The 22,810-nt window shown below is 67.3% G+C and carries 22 protein-coding genes; 17 read left to right on the plus strand and 5 right to left on the minus strand.

Annotation, left to right across the window (positions count from 1 at the left end):
* Positions 1–93: 93 nt before the first annotated feature.
* The 6 genes from DIE17_RS28340 to DIE17_RS28370 all read left to right on the plus strand — a co-directional run bounded on the left by DIE17_RS28340 (position 94) and on the right by DIE17_RS28370 (position 6,052).
* A complete protein-coding gene (locus tag DIE17_RS28340) occupies positions 94–1,167 on the plus strand; it encodes a helix-turn-helix domain-containing protein (protein ID WP_124486478.1) in 1,074 nt (357 codons plus the stop codon).
* On the plus strand, positions 1,116–2,432 hold the full coding sequence (locus tag DIE17_RS28345; RefSeq protein WP_124667581.1) for an Nramp family divalent metal transporter: 1,317 nt from the start codon (positions 1,116–1,118) through the stop codon (positions 2,430–2,432). Before DIE17_RS28340 ends, DIE17_RS28345 begins: the two co-directional genes overlap by 52 nt.
* 80 nt (positions 2,433–2,512) lie before the next feature.
* Positions 2,513–3,100 carry a phosphatase PAP2 family protein gene (locus DIE17_RS28350; RefSeq protein WP_124522618.1) on the plus strand — a complete coding sequence of 196 codons (588 nt, stop codon included), beginning with the start codon at positions 2,513–2,515 and terminating at the stop codon, positions 3,098–3,100.
* 436 nt (positions 3,101–3,536) lie between these two features.
* A complete protein-coding gene (locus DIE17_RS28360; RefSeq protein WP_124486474.1) occupies positions 3,537–4,325 on the plus strand; it encodes an SDR family oxidoreductase in 789 nt (262 codons plus the stop codon).
* A gap of 34 nt (positions 4,326–4,359) precedes the next feature.
* A complete protein-coding gene (locus DIE17_RS28365) occupies positions 4,360–5,376 on the plus strand; it encodes an NADP-dependent oxidoreductase (RefSeq protein WP_044846614.1) in 1,017 nt (338 codons plus the stop codon).
* 172 nt (positions 5,377–5,548) lie between these two features.
* Positions 5,549–6,052: a thioesterase gene (locus DIE17_RS28370; RefSeq protein WP_124646461.1), complete on the plus strand. Its 504-nt coding sequence runs from the start codon at positions 5,549–5,551 to the stop codon at positions 6,050–6,052.
* Positions 6,053–6,061: 9 nt separating this feature from the next.
* Here the strand turns inward: DIE17_RS28370 and DIE17_RS28375 are convergent, their stop codons facing one another.
* From DIE17_RS28375 to DIE17_RS28390, 4 genes are all read right to left on the minus strand, one after another.
* Entirely contained in the window at positions 6,062–7,114 is a 1,053-nt protein-coding gene (locus DIE17_RS28375; RefSeq protein ID WP_044846613.1) for an AI-2E family transporter, read from the minus strand.
* A gap of 231 nt (positions 7,115–7,345) precedes the next feature.
* On the minus strand, positions 7,346–7,930 hold the full coding sequence (locus DIE17_RS28380) for a YSC84-related protein (protein ID WP_124486471.1): 585 nt from the start codon (positions 7,928–7,930) through the stop codon (positions 7,346–7,348).
* A gap of 51 nt (positions 7,931–7,981) precedes the next feature.
* Positions 7,982–8,368, minus strand: a complete 387-nt coding sequence (locus tag DIE17_RS28385) for a YqjD family protein (protein ID WP_044846611.1) — start codon at positions 8,366–8,368, stop codon at positions 7,982–7,984.
* A gap of 338 nt (positions 8,369–8,706) precedes the next feature.
* Entirely contained in the window at positions 8,707–10,587 is a 1,881-nt protein-coding gene (locus DIE17_RS28390) for an ExeM/NucH family extracellular endonuclease (protein WP_124646462.1), read from the minus strand.
* Between the two features lie 209 nt (positions 10,588–10,796).
* Between DIE17_RS28390 and DIE17_RS28395 the strand changes: the two genes are divergently transcribed.
* The 9 genes from DIE17_RS28395 to DIE17_RS28435 all read left to right on the plus strand — a co-directional run bounded on the left by DIE17_RS28395 (position 10,797) and on the right by DIE17_RS28435 (position 17,842).
* On the plus strand, positions 10,797–11,150 hold the full coding sequence (locus DIE17_RS28395; protein WP_044846610.1) for a YciI family protein: 354 nt from the start codon (positions 10,797–10,799) through the stop codon (positions 11,148–11,150).
* A 125-nt stretch (positions 11,151–11,275) separates the two neighbouring features.
* Positions 11,276–11,695 carry a YciI family protein gene (locus tag DIE17_RS28400; protein ID WP_044846609.1) on the plus strand — a complete coding sequence of 140 codons (420 nt, stop codon included), beginning with the start codon at positions 11,276–11,278 and terminating at the stop codon, positions 11,693–11,695.
* 35 nt (positions 11,696–11,730) lie between these two features.
* A complete protein-coding gene (locus tag DIE17_RS28405; protein ID WP_124486469.1) occupies positions 11,731–12,147 on the plus strand; it encodes a VOC family protein in 417 nt (138 codons plus the stop codon).
* Positions 12,144–13,412, plus strand: a complete 1,269-nt coding sequence (locus DIE17_RS28410; RefSeq protein ID WP_124522626.1) for an RNA polymerase sigma factor — start codon at positions 12,144–12,146, stop codon at positions 13,410–13,412. Before DIE17_RS28405 ends, DIE17_RS28410 begins: the two co-directional genes overlap by 4 nt.
* Positions 13,413–13,656: 244 nt before the next feature.
* Positions 13,657–14,079: a rubrerythrin family protein gene (locus DIE17_RS28415; RefSeq protein ID WP_040140994.1), complete on the plus strand. Its 423-nt coding sequence runs from the start codon at positions 13,657–13,659 to the stop codon at positions 14,077–14,079.
* A 125-nt stretch (positions 14,080–14,204) separates the two neighbouring features.
* Positions 14,205–15,542 carry a heterodisulfide reductase-related iron-sulfur binding cluster gene (locus tag DIE17_RS28420; protein WP_124646463.1) on the plus strand — a complete coding sequence of 446 codons (1,338 nt, stop codon included), beginning with the start codon at positions 14,205–14,207 and terminating at the stop codon, positions 15,540–15,542.
* A 44-nt stretch (positions 15,543–15,586) separates the two neighbouring features.
* A complete protein-coding gene (locus tag DIE17_RS28425; RefSeq protein ID WP_124921409.1) occupies positions 15,587–16,168 on the plus strand; it encodes a DUF3501 family protein in 582 nt (193 codons plus the stop codon).
* A gap of 151 nt (positions 16,169–16,319) precedes the next feature.
* Positions 16,320–16,673 carry a hypothetical protein gene (locus DIE17_RS28430; protein WP_185640889.1) on the plus strand — a complete coding sequence of 118 codons (354 nt, stop codon included), beginning with the start codon at positions 16,320–16,322 and terminating at the stop codon, positions 16,671–16,673.
* Positions 16,674–16,900: 227 nt separating this feature from the next.
* Positions 16,901–17,842, plus strand: a complete 942-nt coding sequence (locus tag DIE17_RS28435; protein WP_124486465.1) for a transposase — start codon at positions 16,901–16,903, stop codon at positions 17,840–17,842.
* Between the two features lie 129 nt (positions 17,843–17,971).
* On the opposite strand, the gene DIE17_RS28440 is transcribed toward DIE17_RS28435, so the two are convergent.
* A complete protein-coding gene (locus tag DIE17_RS28440) occupies positions 17,972–19,498 on the minus strand; it encodes a mannose-1-phosphate guanylyltransferase/mannose-6-phosphate isomerase (protein WP_124646464.1) in 1,527 nt (508 codons plus the stop codon).
* A 426-nt stretch (positions 19,499–19,924) separates the two neighbouring features.
* Between DIE17_RS28440 and DIE17_RS28445 the strand changes: the two genes are divergently transcribed.
* Entirely contained in the window at positions 19,925–21,298 is a 1,374-nt protein-coding gene (locus tag DIE17_RS28445) for an undecaprenyl-phosphate glucose phosphotransferase (RefSeq protein ID WP_124486463.1), read from the plus strand.
* A gap of 67 nt (positions 21,299–21,365) precedes the next feature.
* Positions 21,366–22,781: a UDP-glucose/GDP-mannose dehydrogenase family protein gene (locus tag DIE17_RS28450; RefSeq protein WP_124486462.1), complete on the plus strand. Its 1,416-nt coding sequence runs from the start codon at positions 21,366–21,368 to the stop codon at positions 22,779–22,781.
* The last annotated feature ends 29 nt before the right edge of the window (positions 22,782–22,810 follow it).

Here is a 22,810-nt window from a genome sequence, read left to right on the forward strand (position 1 = left end):
GCAATTAAAAGAAGTCGAAACAGTCCGGGGGCTTGGCCAGTGGAAGCAGCAGATCAGAGGTGGGTCGTAATCTATTTGAGTACGGGGTTTTCCTTGGCCGAGGCCGCGCGTCTGAGCGAGGCCTTCAACCTGGCGAATCGCCTGAACGCGTTCAATGCGGATTACCAGCTGAAGTACGTATCCGAAAAGGGGGGCTTGCTGCAGTCGTCGTCCGGTGTGCAGATCGCCGCCGATTCGCTCGGCGACGAGCATGGCCATCGTGCACACGCGTTCTTTCATCTTCATGGTGAGCGCGCGTCGATCAACTGGAACGATGCGTTGCGGCGCCGCCTGAGCGACATCCGCCGCCATGCGCGCTGGATCGTCGATGCGATGGGCCTGTCGACGCTCGCCGCGTCGCAGCGGCAGACGGAAGCCGATCGCGCGCGAACCGATCGCGCCCGCGGTGCGGCGGCCACGATCGAACTGCAGGCCGGCGAGGCCGACGTGTTCGCGACCGTGCTCGACATGTTCCGCGCCGATCTCGGCGACAGCGCCGCACAGGAGATCGCCAGCAACCTGATGCAGCCGGTCGAGCAGCGCTATGCGCAGTCGATGTGGGCGTTTCGCGAACTGAGCGCGAGCCCGTCGATCCGGATGTCGGTGCAGCGGCTGCGCGCGCAGAGCGCGAACCGCATTTCGGTTGCGGAAGTCGCGCAGACGGTCGCGATGAGCGAGCGCAATTTCCTGCGGCGCTTCAAGAAGGAAATCGGCGTGACGCCGACCGAGTTCGTGCAGCACGTGCGGCTCGAGCGCGCCTGCCACATGCTGGTCCACACGACGCTGCCGGCCGACAAGGTCGCGCGGCGCACGGGCTTCGGCAGCGGCGAGCGTCTGGCCAAGCTGTTTCGCCAGCGCCTGCTGGTGTCGCCGACCGAATTTCGCGTCGCCGAGCGCGAGCGGATCCTGACGAACGGTGCCGGGACGCCGCACCCGCAGGCCGATCGGCAGCCCGCGCCGCGGCTCGCGACTGCCGACGGCGAGCGGGCGAGCCGGGGTGTGCGCGGCGATGCGCGGGAGAAAGCGGGGCGGATGAACGTAAAATCACCGTGTCGCGATCACGATCCCCGGTTTCCATGCCCCTGCTTCCCACTACCGCCACAGCCCCCTTCTGCCCGTCGGAAGTAAAGGGCAGCATCACGATCGACGCCGGCGCGTCGCGCTGGATGAAGCTCAAGCGCTTCTTCGGCCCGGGCCTGCTGGTCGCGATCGGCTATATGGATCCCGGCAACTGGGCCACCGACATCCAGGCCGGCTCGCAATTCGGCTATTCGCTGCTGTGGGTCGTCGCGTTCTCGAGCCTCGCCGCGATCTTCCTGCAGATGCTCGCCGCGCGGCTCGGCCTCGTCGCGGGCAAGGATCTCGCGCAGGCCAGCTACGACCGCTATGGCACCTTCGGCCGCATCGTGCAGTGGGTGACCGCCGAGGTGTCGATCATCGCGTGCGACATCGCCGAAGTGCTCGGCTGCGCGCTCGCGTTCAAGCTGCTGCTCGGCGTGCCGCTCGCGTGGGGGATCGTGCTGACCGCGCTCGATACGGTGATCGTGCTCGGGTTGCAAGGCAAGGGCGTCCGGCAGATCGAGGCGATCGTGCTCGGATTGATCGCGACGATGGCGTTCTGCTTCGTCGCGCAGGTCGCGATCACGCCGCCCGACTGGCATGCGGTCGCGAAGGGGCTCGTGCCGGGCAATCCGGGCCCTGACCGCAAGGACGCGATCGTGCTCGCGCTCGGCATCGTCGGCGCGACGATCATGCCGCACAACCTGTATCTGCATTCGTCGGTCGTGCAGACGCGCCATGTCGTCGGCGGCGCGCGCGGCCTGATCCGCGACACGCTCGCGCTGGTGCGCATCGACACCTGCGTGTCGCTGTTCGTCGCGATGCTCGTCAATGCGGCGATCCTGGTCGTCGCGGGCGCGGCGTTCCATGCGACCGGCCAGCACGACGTGACCGACATCGAACAGGCGTACCGGCTGATCACGCCGATCGCGGGCGGCGCGGCCGCGCTGCTGTTCGGCATCGCGCTGCTCGCGTCGGGGCAAAGCTCGACGCTGACCGGCACGATCGCCGGCCAGGTGATCATGGACGGCTTCCTGCATACGAAAATCCCGTGCTACCAGCGCCGGCTGATCACGCGCGGGCTCGCACTGGTGCCCGCGCTGATCGGCGTGCTGTGGCTCGGCGAAAACTCGGTCGGGCAACTGCTCGTCTGGAGCCAGGTGCTGCTGAGCCTGCAGCTGCCGTTCGCGATGTGGCCGCTGATCCGGTCGGTCAGCGATCGCAACACGATGGGCGAGCATGCGATCGGTCGCGGGATGCAGGCCGCCGCCTGGGTACTGTTCGCCGTCATAACCGGCACGAACCTGCTGCTGATCACGGGTGTCGCGGGCTGATACAGCTTGTCACAGGCTGAAACAGGCGCGTGGCGCGCCTGCGTTAAACTGCGCCTTTTGCCAGCCGTTCGACGTCCGTCATGTGGAGTGAAATCAGCAACATCGGCGATGCCGCGCTGACCTTGCCGGTCGCGCTGACCTGCGCCGTCTGGCTCGCGCTGTCCAACTGGCGGCTCGCGGTGCGCTGGATCGTGCTGCTCGCGGCCGGCATGAGCCTGGTCGGGGCGACCAAGATTCTCTATGCGGGCTGCGGTGTCGAGATCCCGCAGTTCGATTTTCGCGTGATCAGCGGCCATACGATGCTGTCGACGTCCGTGTGGACCGTCGCGCTGTCGATGCTGTGGCAGGCATTCCGTCCGGGCAAGGAGCCGGGCGTGGCGGCCGGTCTCGTCGTCGGCGCGCTGACGGGCGTCGCGCGCGTGTTCGACCATTCGCACACGGTCCCGGAAGTCGTCGTCGGCTGGCTGCTCGGCGCGCTGGTCGCGCTGGTGTTCCTGCGCGCCTACCGGCGGGCGCACAAGCGCGCGTTCTCGCCGCGCATCGCGGCCGTCTGCCTGCTCCTCGTGTCCGGCATCGCGTACGGGCATCGCGCACCGTTCCAGCAGATGATCGACACGCATTCCCCGCAGTTCTGCGCGTTCATGCGCACGTCCGGCGACGGGTTCTGACGGCTGTTCGTTGCCGCGCGTCGGTGCGCCGGTGCCGGATGCGGTCGTCGCCGCGGCGATGGCCCCCCGAGTCCCGTCCCATTCCTTCTTGGTTATTGTCAAAAGCCGTTTCCCGGTCGTTATCGAGCCGACATCGGCGATGATCGGCCGTGCCGTGCCGTGCCGTGCCCGTCCGTCCGTCCCGTCGCCCGCGGATCCGAAGGTCATGAGTCATGTCTATGACCGGGCATTACGAAGATTCATTTCATCGATTGGCGGCAATCGCGTACGCTGGCGTTCATTCGAGCGGGGCCGGCAGCGGCCGGCCGCCGGATTCGTCCGGCGCGGTGCGGCCGGCTCGCTATACTCGCGCATACCGCGCGGCCGTCGGCCGGCGCACGGCAACCGCCGTCGCGGCACCGGTCCGCCGCGACGACTCATGACAGGAGCAGGTCCCATGACAATCGTTTCCACGCGCCTCGCAGGCAAGTGCGCGTACATCACGGGCGCCGCCGGCGGCCTCGGCCGCGCGATCGCGCGCCGGATGGTCGAGCAGGGCGCGCGCGTGTTTCTGACCGACGTTGCCGACGCGGCGGTGCTCGATGCATTCGCCGACGAACTCAACGCGGGCCACGCGACGCCGGTCGCGTTTGCCGCGACGCAGGACGTCCGCGACGAAGCGCGCTGGCAAGCGCTGCTCGCGCAGGCGGTCGATGCGATGGGCGGGCTGTCGGTGCTCGTCAACAACGCGGGTGTCGGCTCGATCGGCTCGCCCGCGCAGATCGAACTGGACGAATGGCGGCGCGTGATGGCGGTCAACGTCGAGAGCATCGTGCTCGGCTGCAAGCATGCGCTGTCGTATCTGGCCGAGAGCCATCCCGCATCGATCATCAACATCTCGTCGGTGGCCGCGTTCAAGGTCGAGCCGGATTTCACCGCGTACAACGCGTCGAAGGCTGCGGTCGCGTCGCTGACGAAGTCGGTCGCGATCGACTGCGCGCGCCGCGAGCTCGACGTGCGCTGCAACTCGATTCACCCGGCGTTCATTCGCACGGGGATCGTCGAGCCGCTGTTCCAGTCGCTCGGCGAACGCGATGCGACGCGCAAGCTCGCACGCGGCATTCCACTGCGCCGGCTCGGCGAACCGGACGACGTCGCGCATGCGGCCGTCTATCTGGCATCCGACGAAAGCCGCTTCGTGACGGCCGCCGAACTCGTGATCGACGGCGGCATGTGCGCGGTCTGACGCGCATCGATAAACACAACCGGAGGAGCACATCGTGTCGACACCCGTGAACCGCCAGCTGCTGCTGAAGACACGCCCGGAAGGGCGGGTCGGCCGCGAACATTTTTCGCTCGTCGAAACGCCGGTGCCGGCGCTCGCCGACGGCGAAGTGCTCGTGCGCGTGCTGTATCTGTCGATGGATCCGACCAACCGCGTGTGGATGAGCGACGTGCCGCAATACCTGCCGCCCGTCGCGATCGGCGAAGTGATGCGTGCGCTCGGCATCGGGCGCGTGGTCGCGTCGCGCCACGCGGGGTTCGCGCAAGGCGATCTCGTGCAGGGGTTGCTCGGCTGGCAGGACTATGCGCGGGTGCCGGCCGACCAGGCCGCGCAACTCGTGAAGCTGCCCGCGCAGTCGGGCCTGCCGCTGCCGACGCTGCTCGGCGCGTGCGGGATGAGCGGCCTGACCGCGTACTACGGGCTGACCGACATCGCGCCGGTGCAGCCCGGCGAGACGCTCGTCGTGTCGGCGGCGGCCGGATCGGTCGGCTCGATCGCCGGCCAGATCGGCAAGATCCACGGCGCGCGCGTGGTGGGCATCGCGGGTGGCGCGGACAAGTGCCGCTACCTGACCGAGACGCTCGGCTTCGACGCGGCCGTCGACTACAAGGCCGACGATTTCCGTGAGCAGTTGAAGGCGGCGACGCCGGACGGCGTGCACGTGAACTTCGAGAACGTCGGCGGCGAGGTGATGCGCGCGGTGCTGTCGCGGATGGTGATCGGCGGGCGCGTCGCGCTGTGCGGCGTGATCTCGAACTACAACAGCGGCCGCGCGGCGGACGACGTCGGCGTGCTGATCTCGAAGCGGATCACGATGCGCGGCTTCCTGATCCTCGACTACCGCAAGAGCCGCGAAGCGGTGCAGACGCTCGCGGGATGGCTGCGCGACGGCCGGCTCAAGGCCGAGGAAACCGTCGCCGACGGGCTCGAAAACGCCCCCGACGTGCTGAACCGCCTGTTCGACGGCGACCATCGCGGCAAGCTCGTGCTGCGCGTCGATCCGGACGCATGAGCCGTCGCGCTCGCGCGCATTGAGTCCGAATATTCCGGTATCAGTTTAGGACTTGTCTCATTTATTGTTCCGGCCGCTCTCCCTAAAGTAATTGCCGGCAAACGGCGGCGTGACCTGCGCGTCACGCCGCCGTTTTCATTTGCGCGGCGAGAAGCGGGAAGGGAGGCGGAACATGCAGATGAAGACAACATGGGCAGCACCGACGGCGGCGCGCGATCGAACGAAGCGGCGCATCGGTGTCCGGGCGCGGATGGCGGCAGCGGGGATCGGTATCGCGCTCGCAGTGTCGAGCGCCGGTGCGGCCGGGCACGCGGGCGCGGCTGGCATCGTGCACTTCACCGGCGCGCTCGTCGATCGGTACGACGTGACATTCGACACGCCGTCGCTCGGGGCGTCGGGCAGCGCGAGCGCGGCGGCACTCCGCTTCGATGCGCATGGCCGGCGCTTGCCCGGTGCGCATCTGGCGCTCGTGGGGCCGGACGGCCAGCCGCTTTCGCAGCCTGCGGGCGCGGCGGTTCGCGCAACCTGGCGCGATGCGCGCGACGATCGAGCCGTGCCGCTGGAAGCGGGGCGCGCGCATCGTGCCGGGCCGTATGGCGGGGTGCTGACGATCGCGGGGCCGGACATGGAAACGGGCGCCGTGGCGCCCGTCGTGATCAGGATTCGTCATCCGTGACGCGCGGCGTCACTCCCCCTGTTCGGCGCGCGCGTAGATGTCCCAGCTCGCCATGAACAGCGCGGCGACGAGCGGCCCGATCACGAAGCCGTTGATGCCGAACAGCGCCATCCCGCCGAGCGTCGAGATCAGCACGACCCAGTCGGGCATCTTCGTGTCCTTGCCGACGAGGATCGGGCGCAGCAGGTTGTCGACGAGGCCGATCACGCCGACGCAGAACGCGACGAGGATCACGCATTTCCAGATCGCGCCGATCGCGAGGAAGTAGAGCGCGGCGGGCACCCACACGAGGCTCGCGCCGATCGCCGGCAGGAGCGACAGGAACGCCATCAGCGCGCCCCACAGCACGACGCCCTCGATCCCGAGGATCCAGAAGATCAGGCCGCCGAGCGCGCCCTGCACGAGCGCGACCGCGATGTTGCCCTTCACGGTTGCGCGCACAACCGTCGTGAACTTCGCGAGCAGCAGGTTCTTGTGCTCTTCGTCGAGCGGCATCGCGCGGCGCACGCGGCGGCCGATCTCGCCGCCGTCGCGCAGCAGGAAGAACACCATGTACAGCATCACGCCGAAGCTGACGACGAACTGGAACGTGTTCTGGCCGATGCTGAGCGCCTGGGTCGCCGCGAACTGGCTGATCTGCGCGGCGCCGTCGGTCAGCTTCTTCTGGATGCCGGGGATGTTGGTCAGCCCGTATTTCTGCAGCAGGTTCTGGATCGACGTCGGCAGCGCATGAATGATGTCATGGAAGTACTGCGAATAATTCGGCTGCGCGCTCTTCAGTTCCTGGTACACGTACGCGATTTCCTGCACGAGCGTCGCCATGACGAACACGAGCGGCAGGATCACGATCAGGATGATCAGCGACATCGTCACGAGCGCGGCCAGGTTGCGCCGCTTGCCGAAGCGCGCGGCGAGCCAGCGCTGCACTGGCTGGAACAGGATCGCGAGAATGGTGCCCCAGAAGACGGCGCCGGAGAACGGCGCGAGTATCCAGCACAGTCCGACGGTGACCGCGAACAGCAGGAAATAGAAGAATTTTTGGTGATCGTGTCCGCTATCCATGGATGGTTCGCGCAGATTGATGCCTGGTTTGATTGAATTTCGTTGCCTCGGGCGCGATCGGCTCGCGAACGTCACGGATGTCGCGGCGCAGCGCGGCAGGGCGGCCTGATCGGCAGTATGCCCGCAAAGGTGCCGCCATCATACCCGCCGCGCGCGGCGCACGAGAAAACGCCGCGGCCGGGGCCGCGGCGTTGCCGGGAAGCGAACCGGCCCGGGGGCCGTGCCGCATCGTCAGATGTGGAGCCGGGTGACCTTGGTGCCGCTGACCGACAGATCGCCCATCAGGCCCGCGTTGGTCAGCACCAGCACCTCGACCGGTGCGGTGGCCGTGTTGGAGTCGATCGCGCCGTTCGCGCCCATCTTCACGACCGCGACGGAGGCGTCGGCGCCGGCCGACCAGCCTTCGGACTTGCGGAACGAGTCGAGCGCATCCTGCGTCATGAACAGGAACACGATCGCCTTCGATTGCGCACCGGCCTGCAGGCCGACCGACAGCGACGACGTGTTGTAGTAGCCGACGGTGCTGCCGCCGACGCGCAGCGCGCCGTTGCCGGACTGGCCGCCAACGATGAGGCCGGCCTGCAGCACGTTCGGGAACACGAGCACGCCGCGCGATTTCGCGACGAGTTCACGCGAGCCCGGCACCGTCGAATAGAGGCGCGACAACGTCGCGTTCACGCTCGCGTCGATCGACTCGCGTTTCGACGCGCTGGCCGATGCGTTGTCGGGTTTGTTGGGGGTGGTGGTGCAGCCGGCAAGTGCGAGACTGCCGAGCATGACGGCGGCGGCGGCTTTCAGGGCGAGGGACTTCTGCATGGCGTTTCTCCTTCGTTGTCGGGGTGAGGAAGGACGGGGTGATCGCCCCGTTCAACGGCGGGAAAGGAGCAGGCCGGCGACGAACGCGAGGCCCGCGACGACACCTGCGGTCTGCCATGGATTGTCGTGCACGGCTTGCGATACGCGTTCGGCCGAATCGCGCAGCCGCGCGACCGCGGTGCCCGACGCGTAGTCGAGCGTGCTGCGCGCTTCGTCGAGCCGCGCCTGCACGCGCTTGCGCAACGCGGCGATATCGCCGTCGCCGTCGTTCTTCAGCAGGTCTTCCAGTTCATCGACCAGCCCGCGCAGATCGTCGGACACGTCCGCATGCAGGTCGCGAGCCGCCGAGCGCGTCGTGCGTCCCACGCGCCGGCCGGTGCGACGGATGTCGGACAGGCCGCGGTCCAGCTTGTGTTCGATCGAGTCGGTGAGCGCCATGGTGTTTATCCTCCTTCGATTTGATTTGCAGGCTAATTTGAAGATAAGACGAATCCCAGCAACCAATGTGATTCACATCAGCCAATTGAGTTTCGAGACAAATTTTCAATTCGCCGGCAAATTTCCCGGAAAGCCCCGCGCAATGGGGCGGGGCGGCGGTTGAAAAAATTTCGCGCTTTGGGGCGAAGCGACCAGCAAGCCGTTGGCGCGACGTGAAAGTCCGGTAAATATGGCGTCGCCCGATGCGCCAGGTAAATAGTGCCGTTGCACGCATCATGCTGATGCAATTGCACTAATCGCCCGTCTCTTGATGGAGCACGGTTTGTGCCCGCGATGGCTCAGGTGGCGCCTTCGTCCGGCGCGAGGTCGATGACGACGGGGTCGTGATCCGACGCGCGATAGGCATCGGGTGCGTAATAGGCCGCCCGTTGCGCCGCGGTTTTGTAATCGGGCACGGATTGCAGTGCGACCGGTTCGTCGGCATTGATGTGCCACGCATGCACGGCCTTCACGCGCGCGGCGAGCGGCGACGTGGCGAGTGCATGGTCGAGGTTGCCCGCTTCGCCGCGGTATACGTAGCTGTAGCCGGCGTTGCCGGCGAAGCGGGCGACGAGGTTCGTGTAGCCGCGCGATTCGAGCGCACGCAGCGGGTCTTCCTTCGCGTAGCTGTTGAGGTCGCCGATCAGCAGCACGCCGTCGGCCGGGGCGCCGGTCGGCGACGTGGCGAGCCACGCGGCGATGCGTTCGGCCGCACGCGTGCGCGTCGCGTTCCAGCAGCCCTGACCGTCCGACTGGTCGAGATCCGGGCCGCTCGCCCGCGGGCAGTTCTTCGATTTCAGGTGATTGACCGCGACCGTGAATGCGCGGGTGCCGCCGATGCGTCGGAACGTCTGCGCGAACGGCGGGCGATTCCGGCTATCGAGCGCGACGGTCGCGGCGCGCCCGACGGGTTCGATCGTCCGGCTGTCGTACAGCAACGCGACCGCGATCGCATCGCGGCCGAGTCGCGCCGTGCCGGGGTCGACCGCGCGCCAGCCGTCGCCGAGCCGCGCCGCGAGACGCTGCACGGCGCTCGTGGGGCCGTGGCCGTTGTTCGCGATTTCCATCAGGCCGATCACGTCGGCGCGCAGTGCGTGCAGTGCGGCGACGATCTTCGCTTCCTGGCGGGCGAAGACGGCGGGCGTCTTCGCGCCGCGATTGGCCGGATCGTCGAAGCCGCCGCCGCTTCCGTCGCCGTTGAAATAGTTGAAGACGTTGAACGACGCGATCCGCACGCCGGCCTGCGGATGCCGCGGAGGGGCATCGGTCCGCGGATTCGATGCGGCGTCGAAGACCGGCGCCGACGCCGGCACGGGCTGCACTCGCCACGTGCCGTAGCGCTGCTCGAGCACACCTTCGACGCCGCGCACCGTGTAGCCCGCGCGCAGCGTGTTGGCGGCGCCCAGCGCAGGCGGCGGATAGCGGGCGGTCGCGGGGTTCACGCGGCTCGAGCCGTCGTCGAGCACGATGCGGTTGCGGGCATTGGCCGCCGCCTGCGCGGCGGCGTCGGCCGGCGGCACCACGTGCGTCGGCATGTACAGGCGACCGTGGCTGAGCACGATGCTGCCGTAGCGGCCGAGGTCGTAGGTATCGCTGACGGTCAGCGTTTGCGGAAAGCGCACGCGCATGCCTTCATGCGCGGCGAATACTGACTCGCTGTCGACCGGCAGCACGAGCGCGGCCGGCGTGACGGTCTGCCCGCGCGCACAGACGGCCACGCGGCCCGACAGAGCCAGTTGCGTGCGGCCGTACTTCTGCTCGATCCTGCCGGTGACGTGCACGCGTTCGCCCGGGCGGACACGCGCGTGCGGCGCGTAGACGAACAGGCCTTCCGGGACGCCCGGCCGGTGGCGCCGCTGCGCATCCGCCTGCTGGACGAAGAATCCGCCGAAGCCGTCGGCGCCGCCGAATGCCGCGGTGACGATCGCTTCGATCGACGCGGTGCGCCCGGCCAGCGGCGACCGGCCGCCGGAATGCCGGAGGTCGGCGATCGCCGTCGTGGGGCCGCCGCAGCCCGCGCTGACCGGAGGCGCGGTGGCGGCGGCGGTGGCGGCCGGCGCTGAAAGGGCAAATGCGGCAAACGAGGCAAACGAGGCAAACGAGGCAAACGAGGCAAACGAGGCAAACGGGGCGAGCGATGCGGCGAGCGCGAGCGCGAGCGGCGGCGGCAGGCGTGACATGGAGTGCTCCACAGGAAGAAAATTCGAAGGTTCGGGCAAGCATCTTGACGGCAAAATCGCGTGCTGCGATCGAATTGGCCATCAGGCCAGTGTCGAACGGCCAACGATGACGGCAGGGCCGCCCGCGGCTGTTACGCTTCGCATCTGACGTGTCATTCCGGCCTGCGATCCGAACGCTTCTTGCGCACGGCCCCCCACTGGAGAGTTCCATGTCCTACATGCTGTTGATTGTCGAACCGACCGGCCAGCGCGCCGAACGCACGCTCGAGGAGGGGCAGGCGCTGTACGCGCGGATGGTCGATTTCGCTCAGACGCTGAAGGCGCGCGGCGTGCTGCGCGGCGTCGAGTCGCTCGAGCGCTCGGAGCGCGCGACGCGTGTGCAGGTGCGCGACGGCGAGACGCGCCTCGTCGACGGCCCGTTCGCCGAGGCGAAGGAAATGGTCGGCGGGTTCTTCATCGTCGACGTCGACACGCGCGAGGAAGCGATCGCGATCGCGCGCCAGTGCCCGGCCGCGCAATGGTGCACGGTCGAAGTGCGCGCGGTCGGCCCGTGCTTCCTGTGACGGCCACGGCTCGGTGTTAACCCGGATTCGTCGCGCCGTACGTCGATCCGGCAGTCTGCCGCCCGTCGTAGGGATAAGGCGCCGACGAACGGACGCCCCTTTCCACCGATGACAAGGAGTGAACGATGCGATTCATGATCATGATCCGGGCGAACGCCGTCAGCGAATCCGATGCATTGCCGGACAACCGGCTGGTCGAGGCGATGACGGTCTATCACGAGGAGCTGGCCAAGGCCGGCGTGCTGCTCGATGCGAACGGCCTGCGGCCGAGCGCGCGCGGCTGGCGCGTGCGCTACTCAGGTGGCAAGGGCACGGTGGTCGACGGCCCGTTCGCGGAGACGAAGGAACTGATTGCCGGCTATACGCTGATCCAGGTGCGCTCGCGCGACGAGGCGCTCGAATGGACGCGCCGGTTTCCCGCGCCGTTCGGTGCGGAGATGGACTGCGAGATCGAGGTGCGGCCGCTGTTCGAACTCGACGACCTGACGCCCAGCGAGGCGGTCGAGCGGTTCCGCGAACTCAATGTCGGGCACGGCCACGCCTGACTCCACCCCAAGCCAATCTCACCGGAGCACCCGTCATGCACAAGATGGTTTTCATCAACCTGCCCGTGGCCGACCTGCCGCGCTCGAAGACGTTCTACCAGGCACTCGGTTTCGAAGTCGTACCGGCCTATACCAACGATCAGGCTGCCTGCATCAAGATCAGCGACACGATTTTCGCGATGCTGCTCGTGCGGCCGTTTTTCCAGACCTTCACCGGCAAGACCATCGTCGATCCGGCGACGCAGGTGCAGGCGCTGTCGTGCCTGTCGTGCGACAGCCGCGCCGAGGTCGACGCGATCGTCGCGAAGGCGCTCGCGGCCGGCGGGTCCGCGCCGCAAGCGCCGCGCGAGTATCCGAACATGTACGGCCACGGGTTCGACGATCCGGACGGCCACGCATGGGAGCTGATGGCCATGCCGCTCGATGTGTCCGCCCAGGGGCAAGCGTCGTGACGCGTGAGGCGACTCACCGTGCGATCGAAGCGGTCTGGCGGATCGAGGCGCCCAAGATCATCGCGCGCGCCGCGCGCGTGGTGCGCGACGTCGGCGTGGCCGAGGAACTGGCGCAGGACACGCTCGTCGCGGCGCTCGAGCACTGGCCCGTCGACGGCGTGCCCGACAATCCGGCCGCGTGGCTGATGACGGCCGTGAAGCGGCGCGCGCTCGACCGGGTGCGGCAGGAGTCGCTGCATGCGGCGAAGCGCGACCAGCTCGGCCATGAAATGGACGCGCTCGAGGCGCACGTCGTCCCCGACATCGCGGAGGCGCTCGCCGACGCGCGCGACGACGATATCGGCGACGACCTGCTGCGGCTGATCTTCACGTCGTGCCATCCGGTGCTGTCGACCGATGCGCGCGTCGCGCTGACGTTGCGGCTGCTCGGCGGGCTGACCACGAGCGAGATCGCGCGTGCGTTCCTGTCGCCCGAGCCGACGATCGCGCAGCGCATCGTGCGCGCGAAGCGCACGCTCGCGGCGGCGCGCGTGCCGTTCGAGGTGCCGGCCGCCGACGCGCGGCCCGCGCGGCTCGCGTCGGTGCTCGAAGTGATCTATCTCGTGTTCAACGAAGGCCATGCGGCGACCGCGGGCGACGACTGGACGCGCCCGGCGCTGTGCGACGAGGCGCTGCGTCTCGGCCGCGTGCTCGCCGGGCTCGTGCCGGACGAAAGCGAAGTGCTCGGGCTCGTCGCGCTGATGGAACTGCAGGCGTCGCGCATGCATGCGCGGACCGATGCGCAGGGGCGGCCCGTGCTGCTGCTCGACCAGGACCGCAGCCGCTGGGATCCGCTGCTGATCCGGCGCGGCCTCGCGGCGCTCGAGCGGGCGACGAAGCTCGGCGGCGTGCGAGGCCCGTATGCGCTGCAGGCCGCGCTGGCGGCGTGTCATGCACGCGCGCGGCACGCGTCGGATACGGACTGGGCGCAGATCGTCGCGCTGTACGACGCGCTCGCCGAAGTCGCGCCGTCACCGGTCGTCGAGCTGAACCGCGCGGTGGCGGTGGGGATGGCGTTCGGGCCGGCCGCGGCGCTGGAAATCGTCGACGTGCTGCGCGACGATCCGGCGCTCGCACGCTATCACTGGTTGCCGAGCGTGCGTGGCGACCTGCTCGCGAAGCTCGGCCGCGCTGACGAGGCGAAGGTCGAGTTCCGCCGCGCGGCGGAATTGACCCGCAACGAGCGCGAAAGGGAATTGCTGTTGAAGCGCGCGACGGATGCGTGACGCAGACGGGCGACGCCGGTGTGCGTACACCGCGCGTCGCATCGGACGCCAGCGCCCCGCCTCCACCCGTCCCTCATTCCCGCTCCCCGCTATCGGACGGATTGAAAAAGCCTATTGGGGGATGCGAACGCCAGCGCCTAGATTAAAAGGCACGAAGCGTGCGTGTCCGGCGCACGCATCGTTCCCCATATCCATCATCGGCCCGGCTTCGCACGCGGCCGCGCCGACTCGAACGGAGGCGCACATGGCTCAACTCAAGGGCAGCAAGACCGAAGAGAATCTGAAGGCCGCATTCGCGGGCGAATCGCAAGCGAACCGGCGTTATCTGTATTTCGCTTCGAAGGCCGACGTCGAAGGCCAGAACGACGTCGCCGCGCTGTTCCGCTCGACTGCCGAAGGCGAAACGGGCCATGCGCACGGTCACCTCGAATACCTCGAAGCAGTCGGCGATCCGGCGACGGGTCTGCCGTTCGGCTCGTCGCGGCTGAACCTCGAATCGGCGATCGCCGGCGAGACGCACGAGTACACCGACATGTATCCGGGCATGGCGAAGACGGCGCGCGAAGAAGGCTTCGACGAAATCGCGAACTGGTTCGAGACGCTCGCGAAGGCCGAACGCAGCCACGCGAACCGCTATACGAAAGCGCTGGACGCACTCGTCGACTGACGCGGGCGTCGCCCCGAGGCCGCACGGCCCGGCCGGGCAGGTCCCGCGGCCGGCCGTGCGTTGATCGCCGCCCGCGCCGCGCGGGCGGCGCGTTCGCGCGCATGCGCGCCACGCTGGAGCGCCTCATGCCCCACAAGGAAGGCAGTCTCGAAGCCCCGACCCGGCATCCGCTCGACTGGCAGTCCGAAGCGTTCTACGACCAGGCCGCGATCGATGCGGAAATGACGCGCGTGTTCGACATCTGCGCCGGTTGCCGGCGCTGCGTGTCGCTGTGCGGCGCGTTTCCCGCGCTGTTCGATCTCGTCGACGACACGCCGACGGGCGACATCGAGGAAGTGCCGAAGGACGCGTTCGGCAAGGTCGTCGACCAGTGCTACCTGTGCGACCTCTGCTACATGACGAAATGCCCGTACGTGCCGCCGCATGCATGGAACGTCGACTTCCCGCACCTGATGCTGCGCGGCAAGGCCGCGCGCTACAAGCGCGGCGAGGCGCCGCTGCGCGACAAGGTGCTGTCGAACACCGACGCGCTTGGCCATTTCGCGGGCATTCCGATCGTCACGCAGACGGTGAACGCGGTCAATCGCACGCAGCCCGCGCGCCACGCGCTCGAAGCGGCGCTCGGCGTCGATCGCAACGCATGGCTGCCGGAGTTCGCGCCGCGCAAGTTCCGGCGCGCGGCGAAGCGCTCGGACGGCCCGCCGGTTCGCGACGGCGAACGCACGCCCGGCAAGGTCGCGATCTACGCGACGTGCTACGTGAACTTCAACGAGCCGGGCATCGGCCACGACCTGCTCGCGATCCTCGCGCACAACGAGATCCCGTACGAGCTCGTCACGCGCGAAGCGTGCTGCGGGATGCCGCTGCTCGAGCAGGGCAATCTCGCGGGCGTCGCCGCGAAGAAGGCCGTGAACATGCCGGTGCTGGAGCGCTATGCGCGCGAAGGCTATGCGCTGATCGGCGCGATCCCGAGCTGCGTGCTGATGTACAAGAGCGAACTGCCGCTGATGTTCCCCGGCGACGAAGCCGTGCGCGCGGTGGCCGATGCATTCTGGGATCCGTTCGAGTACGTGATCGCGCGGCATCGCGACGGGTTGCTGAAGACCGATTTCAAGCAGGGCCTCGGCACCGTGTCGTATCACGTGCCGTGCCACGCGCGCGTGCAGAACATCGGCCGCAAGACGGCCGACACGCTGTCGCTCGTGCCGGATACGCGCGTGAACGTCGTCGAGCGCTGTTCCGGGCACGCGGGCACGTTCGGCGTGAAGAAGGCCTTCCATGCGGACGCGATGCGGATCGGCGCGCCGGTGTTCAAGGCGATGGCCGAGCCGAAGCCGGATTTCGTGTCGTCGGACTGCGCGCTCGCCGGCCATCACATCGTGCAGGGCATCGACGAGAAAGGGTTGCCGGCCGCGCCGCTCGCGCATCCGCTGACGCTGCTGCGCCGCGCGTACGGCATCTGAACCGGCCGCTTCACGACGACATCGACGCTATCCGAGGACATCCCATGACGCTCACCCGCGACTCGCTGCTGACGCTCGAAGCGTACGCGAAGATCCGCAAGACCGAACATGCGCGGCTCGTCGCGCACAAGCGCCGCCGCGCGGTGGCGCTCGGCAACCATCTGCGCCTCCTGTTCGAGGACGAGACCACGATCCGCTACCAGATCCAGGAAATGCTGCACATCGAGAGGATCTTCGACGAGGCCGGCATCGAAGGCGAACTGGAAGCCTATCTGCCGCTCGTGCCCGACGGCACCAACCTGAAGGCGACGCTGCAGATCGAATACGAGCACGAAGCCGAGCGGCGCGCGGCGCTCGCGCGGCTGATCGGCGTCGAGGATCGCGTGTACCTGCGGGTCGACGGGCACCCTGACGTCTATGCGATCGCCGACGAGGATCTCGACCGCGACAACGCGGAGAAGACCTCGGCCGTGCATTTCGTGCGCTTCGAACTGAGCGGGCCGATGCGCGCGGCGCTCAAGGACGGCGCGACGCTGTCGATCGGCTGCGATCACCCGGCCTATACGGTGTCGCCGCAACGCATCGCGGCGGACGTGGCCGCGTCGCTGGCCGGCGATCTGCGCTGACGCGCGGCCGGGCGCCGCGCTCCATATCGCGCGGATCGCACGTCGTCCGGCCGCGAAACGCGGCGCCCGACCGTCGCGCCCGCCGCTGTCGCCTGCCCATTACCGCCGAAGATGTAACAGGCCCGTCCACGCTTGCATGCCGGGAAACAATGTGCATCGCCTGTCCGATCGCTTTCATTACTCGCCGAGAAACAATAAGAAGATTGTGCACGGAGAAATTTCGGTTCAAGGCAATTTGAATGATTTACCGATCCGTGAATATCTTGTTACGAAATTTTCCCTGATTTACCGATTTTGGCCGGGCATTCGCGGGGTGGTTGCCGGCAAGGGTCGGAACATGGCGGATCGCTTGCCGGGCGGGGTGCGGCCGCACCCCGCAGAGCCCCGCCAGACGGGGCTTCCCAGCGTTGCGCATAACGATCGCGTAAAAAAATTCAACGGTAAATGGATTGCGCATCCATGGCAGGTTGTTTCAGTGCGTAACATTAAGTCATTGTCATATTGAGATAAACCCTGAGGATGGTATGCTTCGTGCACAAAAATTCCCACATTGGAGTGAGACCGTGATTTGTGCGCCATTGCCGGGAATGGCGGCACCGTGAAAGTGCGGTGTCGCGCCGGCATGCACAACAAGCGGATAACCATAATGTGCAACCGGGCCGCCCCGTGACGCGATGCGTGACGGCGGCGCCGACAATCGCAGCCCCGGCCTGGCTGTGTGGAGAAACAACTATGTTCTTCGATGAGCTTAACGATGAAGAGTGGTTTCGTCTTTCAACGCTGATCGCCGACGAGCCGATTCGGCTGAACCGTCGAGGCCGTCCACGCGCGGAACCGCGCGTCGTCGCCAACGCGGTCCTCTGGATCCTGACGACCGGTGAAGCGTGGTCCAAACTGCCCGGGCGCTATCCGTCCGGGCCGACGTGCCGCCGCCGCTACGAGGAGTGGCTCGCGAACGGCACGTTGCTGCAGATGATCGACGTGCTGACCCAGTTCAGCGGGCGCACGTTCGCGTATGTGCCGCCGCCGCCGGCGCCGGTCGCGCCGGCATGCCGTGCGGAGCCGGCGCCCGACAACGATCGTCTGCGCGGCGTGTTCTGGCAGAACCCCGAGTCGTGGCAACTGCCGGTCGCGCACGCAAACGTTTGGGATGGCGAGGGCGCGACGCTGTCCGCGATGCCGAACGACGCCGCGCACGCGTCGTCCGGAGCGTCGTTCGCGGTCCCGGGCGCGCAGCCCGCGGGGCTGCGCCACGGGCGTCCGTCCGCCGCGAGCTTTGCCGCGGCCGAGCCGCAAGTCGATGAATACCGCGGCTATACGATCTGCGGCAGCGCGCAGCCGGTGCAGAACCTGATGTATCGCGCGTGGGCCGAGATCATGCAGGACGATCGGCGCGTCGAGCGCTCGGGCCTGATCGGCCCGCGCTTCACCGATGCGGAGGAAGCCGAGCAGTACGCGCTCGACTGGGCGCGTCAGTGGATCGATCGCCACGGTGCGAGCGACGAACCGGTGCGTGCGCCGCAAAGCGAGGTGCTGGCCGGCCTGTCCGCGCTGGCGCGGGCCGAGTCGGACATCAAGCGCTTCATCGCCGAGCGTCGCGCGGGCGCGCTGTCCGAGAGCCGCAACGACTCGGTGCAGTCGGACCGCCGCGAATACGCGTACCGTGTAGGTTGATCGTCGTCCGCACGAAAAGAAAACGCGCGGGCCGTCGTGTGTCACGGCGCCCGCGCGTTGTTTTTTGTCGCTTCCATTGCCCGTGATGCCGGGCGCACCGCCGCGACGGCGCGCCCGGCAGGCATTGCGTCACTGGCGTCCGTAGGTATCGTCGAAGCGGACGATGTCGTCCTCGCCGAGGTACGCGCCCGACTGCACTTCGATCAGCTCGAGCGGCATCTTGCCGGGGTTCTCGAGACGGTGCGACACGCCGAGCGGGATGTACGTCGATTCGTTCTCGGACAGCAGGAAGGTTTCGTCGCCGCGCGTGATGCGCGCGGTGCCGCGCACGACGATCCAGTGCTCGGCGCGGTGGTGGTGCATCTGCAGCGACAGTCGCGCGCCCGGCTTCACGACGATGCGTTTGACCTGGAAGCGCTCGCCCGTGTCGACCGAGTCGTAGTGCCCCCACGGGCGATGGACCTTGCGGTGATCGGTCGCTTCCGCGCCGCGTTCGGCCTTGATGCGCCCGACGATTTTCTTCACGTCCTGCACGCAGGACTTGTCGGCGACGAGCACGGCGTCGGGCGTTTCGACGACGACGAGATTCTGCGTGCCGACACATGCGACGAGCCGGCTTTCCGAATGCGCGAAGGTCGATTCGGCATTCTCGAACAGCACGTGGCCGCGGCCGACGTTCTCGGCATCGTCCTTCGGCAGGATCTGCCAGATCGCGTCCCACGAACCGACGTCCGACCAGCCTGCGTCGAGCGGCACGACGACGCTTTCGCACAGCTGCGGCAGGTTCACGAGCCGCTCCATCACCGCGTAGTCGATCGAGTTCGACGGCGAGGACGCGAACGCGTCGCGGTCGACGCGGAAGAAGTCGCCGTCGTCCTTGCCGCGTGCGACGGCCTGCTCGCAGGACGCGAGGATCTCGGGTTCGAGCTGGCGGATCGCGTTCAGCCACACCGATGCGCGCACGATGAAGATCCCGCTGTTCCACCAGTATTCGCCCGAGGCGACGTACTGCTGCGCGAGTTCGAGATGCGGCTTCTCGACGAAGCGGTCGAGACGGCGCACGTCGAGGTTGCCGGTGCCGGCATCGCCGAGCGGCGCGCCGACGCGGATGTAGCCGTAGCCCGTTTCGGCGCGGCCCGGCACGATGCCCATCGTCGCGATCTTGCCCTGGGCCGCGCAGTGCACGCCGGCCGCGACGGCCGCATGAAAGCGCGGCTGGTCGGCCACCGCGTGGTCGGCCGGCATCACGGTCATCACGGCATCGCCGCCGCCGGCGACGATCCGCAGCGCCGCGAGCGTCAGCGCGGGCGCGGTGTCGCGGCCGAGCGGCTCGAGCATGATCGACGCACGCTTGCCGGTCAGGCGCAGTTGCTCGGCGGTCGTGAAGCGGTGATCCTCGCCGCACACGATCAGCACGTCGTCGTTCAGCGGATGACCGGTCGCGAGGCCGTCGAGCCGCAGCGCGGTGGATTGCAGCAGCGAATGATCGCCGAGCAGGCCGATCAGCTGCTTCGGATAGTGTTCGCGCGACATCGGCCACAGACGCGTGCCCGAACCGCCGGCAAGGATCACCGGCTGCACCGCGACGCGCAGGCTGGCGTCGCTGGCGGCGGAAGAAGAAGGGCGCGTATCGGCTGCCACGGCCGGAGCATTCATGATGACACTCTCCTCGATTGAAGTCAGTGCCTGTTTGTAGCATGAAGTAAATCGACAATAAAACCGGACGCTTTGCAAGATATTCGTCGCACACGGATCCGGGAAAATTTTCCGCGATAGCATCCGCTGCAAATAAAAAAATAAAAAATAATTCGGGTGAGCGCGCTGGAGCCCTTTCCCGTAAAGGGATGCCGGGAACCGTAAAGTTTCCGAAAAAATCCCGATTCACGATCGATTCGGGAAAACGTGCCGAATTAATTCGAGAATGTCGCGGCAAGAATTTCCGATTATTTTTCGAAATACTTGTGCGCTTGAGAAGGGATTTTCTTACCGCTTCAATAGCGTCATGCAACGTTTGAATCGAAGGTGCGGCACGGGCTGCACGAGGAGCTGTTCGGCAAACGCCTGTTCAAAGAGGAAGCGGACATGTTGAGCGTGCTGGCGAGAGTCATCGATATCGCGATGGTCGTGTTGGGGGCGTTGATCGCCGCCGCGCTGCACGGCGGCAGCATCTGGCTCAACGACCTGCAGCGCACGACGGTGCTGTTCGACTGCCTGCTGGTGGTCGTGTTCTTTCCGGCCATCGGCATCTACCAGTCGTGGCGCGGCAAGCGTCTCGTCGGGCTGGTGGGGCGCGTGGCGTTCGCGTGGCTGGTGGTCGAGCTCGCGGGCATCCTGATGAGCTTCAGCTTTCACCAGTCGGGCGACCTGTCGCGGCTGTGGCTGGGTTACTGGGCAGTCGTGACGATGGCGCTGCTTGCCGGCTCGAAGGCCTGCGTGCACGTCGTGCTGCGACAACTGCGCCGCGGCGGCTACAACCTGAAGGCGGTCGCGATCGTCGGCGGCACGCCGGCGGCGCGGCGGCTGATCGCGCAGATGCGCTCGCGGCCGGAAGCGGGCTTCAACCCGGTGTGCGTATACGACGAAAGCGAAGCGCCGGGCGAAGTCGCGCTCGACGACGTGCGCATCGAGCGGCAGTTCGAATCGCTGGTGTGGCTGGTGCGCAGCCGCGCGATCAGCGAGCTGTGGCTCACGCTGCCGATCACGGAGGAGCGCCGGATTCACCAGATCGTGACGGTGTTCCGCCACGACTTCGTGAATATCCGTTTCATCCCGGACGTGCGCACGCTGTCGTTCTTCAACCAGGAAGTGGTCGAGGTGCTCGGCGTGCCGGCGATCAACCTCGCGGCGTCGCCGATCACCGACGTGCGGATCCTGCCGAAGTTCGTGTTCGACCGGCTGTTCGCGCTGGCGGCGCTCACGGCGCTCGCGCCGGTGATGGTGCTGATCGCGTGCCTGATCAAGCTCACGTCGCGCGGGCCGGTGTTCTTCCGCCAGAAGCGCAAGGGCATCGACGGGCACGAGTTCGAGATCTACAAGTTCCGCTCGATGAAAGTGCATCACGAAGTCGCGGGACAGGTCACGCAGGCGACCAAGAACGACACGCGCGTGACGCCGGTCGGGCGGTTCCTGCGCCGCACGAGCCTCGACGAACTGCCGCAGTTCATCAACGTGCTGAAGGGCGAGATGTCGGTCGTCGGCCCGCGGCCCCATGCGCTCGCGCACGACGACATCTACAAGGATCTGGTGAAGGGCTACATGTTCCGCTACCGGATCAAGCCGGGCATCACCGGCTGGGCACAGATCAACGGCTTTCGCGGCGAGACCGACCAGATCGAGAAGATGATGGGACGCGTGAAGCTCGATCTGTACTACATGCAGAACTGGTCGTTCTGGCTCGACATCAAGATCGTCGTGCTGACGCTCTGGAAAGGCTTCACCGGCAGCAACGCTTACTGACGCGCAACGCGCGCGGACACCCCGGTTTCACGAATTTCGAATCATTGGTCACGAGGTCCGACACATCATGAATCTGACTATCATCGGCAGCGGTTACGTAGGTCTTGTCACCGGCGCCTGTCTCGCCGACATCGGGCACGACGTGTTCTGCCTCGACGTCGATCAGGCGAAGATCGACGTCCTGAACAACGGCGGCGTGCCGATCCACGAGCCGGGCCTCAAGGAAGTCATCGCGCGCAATCGCGCGGCCGGCCGCCTGCGCTTCTCGACCGACATCGAGGCCGCGGTCGCGCACGGCGACGTGCAGTTCATCGCGGTCGGCACGCCGCCCGACGAGGACGGCTCGGCCGACCTGCAGTACGTGCTCGCGGCGGCGCGCAACATCGGCCGCTATATGAAAGGCTTCAAGGTGATCGTCGACAAGTCGACGGTGCCGGTCGGCACGGCCGAGCGCGTGCGTGCGGCGGTCGCCGAGGAACTCGCGAAGCGCGGCGGCGACGCGCCGATGTTCTCGGTCGTGTCGAATCCGGAATTCCTGAAGGAAGGCGCGGCGGTCGACGATTTCACGCGGCCGGACCGCATCGTGATCGGCTGCGACGACGACGTGCCGGGCGAACGCGCGCGCGAGCTGATGAAGAAGCTCTACGCGCCGTTCAACCGCAACCACGAACGCACGCTGTACATGGACGTGCGCTCGGCCGAATTCACGAAATACGCGGCCAACGCAATGCTCGCGACGCGCATCTCGTTCATGAACGAGCTCGCGAACCTGGCCGACCGCTTCGGCGCCGACATCGAGGCCGTACGCCGCGGGATCGGCTCCGATCCGCGCATCGGCTATCACTTCCTGTACGCGGGCTGCGGCTATGGTGGCTCGTGCTTCCCGAAGGACGTCGAGGCGCTGATCCGCACCGCCGACGAGCACGGCCAGGCGCTGCAGATCCTGAAGGCCGTGTCGTCGGTGAACGCGACGCAAAAGCGCGTGCTGGCCGACAAGATCGTCGCGCGCTTCGGCGAGGACCTGACCGGTCGCACGTTCGCGATCTGGGGTCTCGCGTTCAAGCCGAACACCGACGACATGCGCGAAGCGCCGAGCCGCGAGCTGATCGCCGAGTTGCTGTCGCGCGGCGCGCGCATCGCCGCGTACGACCCGGTCGCGCAGCAGGAAGCGCGCCGCGTGCTCGCGCTCGATCTCGCGGATCACCCGAGCTGGCTCGAGCGCCTCAGCTTCGTCGACGACGAGGCGCAGGCCGCACGCGACGCCGATGCGCTCGTGATCGTCACCGAATGGAAGGCATTCAAGAGCCCGGATTTCGTCGCGCTCGGCCGCCTGTGGAAGTCGCCGGTCATTTTCGACGGCCGCAACCTGTACGAGCCGGAGACGATGAGCGAGCAGGGCATCGAATACCACCCGATCGGCCGCCCCGGCTCGCGCCAGGCCGTCGCCGCGCGCGTGCCGGGCGCCGCGCGCGCGAACGCGTAACCGGCGCGTTGCCGTTACCCGTCGTTACC

It is taken from the genome of Burkholderia sp. Bp9099 (genome assembly GCF_003857805.1).
GTDB lineage: Bacteria > Pseudomonadota > Gammaproteobacteria > Burkholderiales > Burkholderiaceae > Burkholderia.

Coding starts and splice junctions, on each gene's coding strand:
- DIE17_RS28350 (WP_124522618.1), top strand. CDS start 2,513: ATGTGGAGTGAAATCAGCAACATCGGCGATGCCGCGCTGACCTTGCCG.
- DIE17_RS28445 (WP_124486463.1), top strand. CDS start 19,925: ATGTTGAGCGTGCTGGCGAGAGTCATCGATATCGCGATGGTCGTGTTG.
- DIE17_RS28345 (WP_124667581.1), top strand. CDS start 1,116: ATGCCCCTGCTTCCCACTACCGCCACAGCCCCCTTCTGCCCGTCGGAA.
- DIE17_RS28385 (WP_044846611.1), bottom strand. CDS start 8,368: ATGGCGCTCACCGACTCGATCGAACACAAGCTGGACCGCGGCCTGTCC.
- DIE17_RS28380 (WP_124486471.1), bottom strand. CDS start 7,930: ATGCAGAAGTCCCTCGCCCTGAAAGCCGCCGCCGCCGTCATGCTCGGC.
- DIE17_RS28360 (WP_124486474.1), top strand. CDS start 3,537: ATGACAATCGTTTCCACGCGCCTCGCAGGCAAGTGCGCGTACATCACG.
- DIE17_RS28405 (WP_124486469.1), top strand. CDS start 11,731: ATGCACAAGATGGTTTTCATCAACCTGCCCGTGGCCGACCTGCCGCGC.
- DIE17_RS28425 (WP_124921409.1), top strand. CDS start 15,587: ATGACGCTCACCCGCGACTCGCTGCTGACGCTCGAAGCGTACGCGAAG.
- DIE17_RS28420 (WP_124646463.1), top strand. CDS start 14,205: ATGCCCCACAAGGAAGGCAGTCTCGAAGCCCCGACCCGGCATCCGCTC.
- DIE17_RS28400 (WP_044846609.1), top strand. CDS start 11,276: ATGCGATTCATGATCATGATCCGGGCGAACGCCGTCAGCGAATCCGAT.
- DIE17_RS28435 (WP_124486465.1), top strand. CDS start 16,901: ATGTTCTTCGATGAGCTTAACGATGAAGAGTGGTTTCGTCTTTCAACG.
- DIE17_RS28390 (WP_124646462.1), bottom strand. CDS start 10,587: ATGTCACGCCTGCCGCCGCCGCTCGCGCTCGCGCTCGCCGCATCGCTC.
- DIE17_RS28370 (WP_124646461.1), top strand. CDS start 5,549: ATGCAGATGAAGACAACATGGGCAGCACCGACGGCGGCGCGCGATCGA.
- DIE17_RS28440 (WP_124646464.1), bottom strand. CDS start 19,498: ATGAATGCTCCGGCCGTGGCAGCCGATACGCGCCCTTCTTCTTCCGCC.
- DIE17_RS28395 (WP_044846610.1), top strand. CDS start 10,797: ATGTCCTACATGCTGTTGATTGTCGAACCGACCGGCCAGCGCGCCGAA.
- DIE17_RS28450 (WP_124486462.1), top strand. CDS start 21,366: ATGAATCTGACTATCATCGGCAGCGGTTACGTAGGTCTTGTCACCGGC.
- DIE17_RS28415 (WP_040140994.1), top strand. CDS start 13,657: ATGGCTCAACTCAAGGGCAGCAAGACCGAAGAGAATCTGAAGGCCGCA.
- DIE17_RS28375 (WP_044846613.1), bottom strand. CDS start 7,114: ATGGATAGCGGACACGATCACCAAAAATTCTTCTATTTCCTGCTGTTC.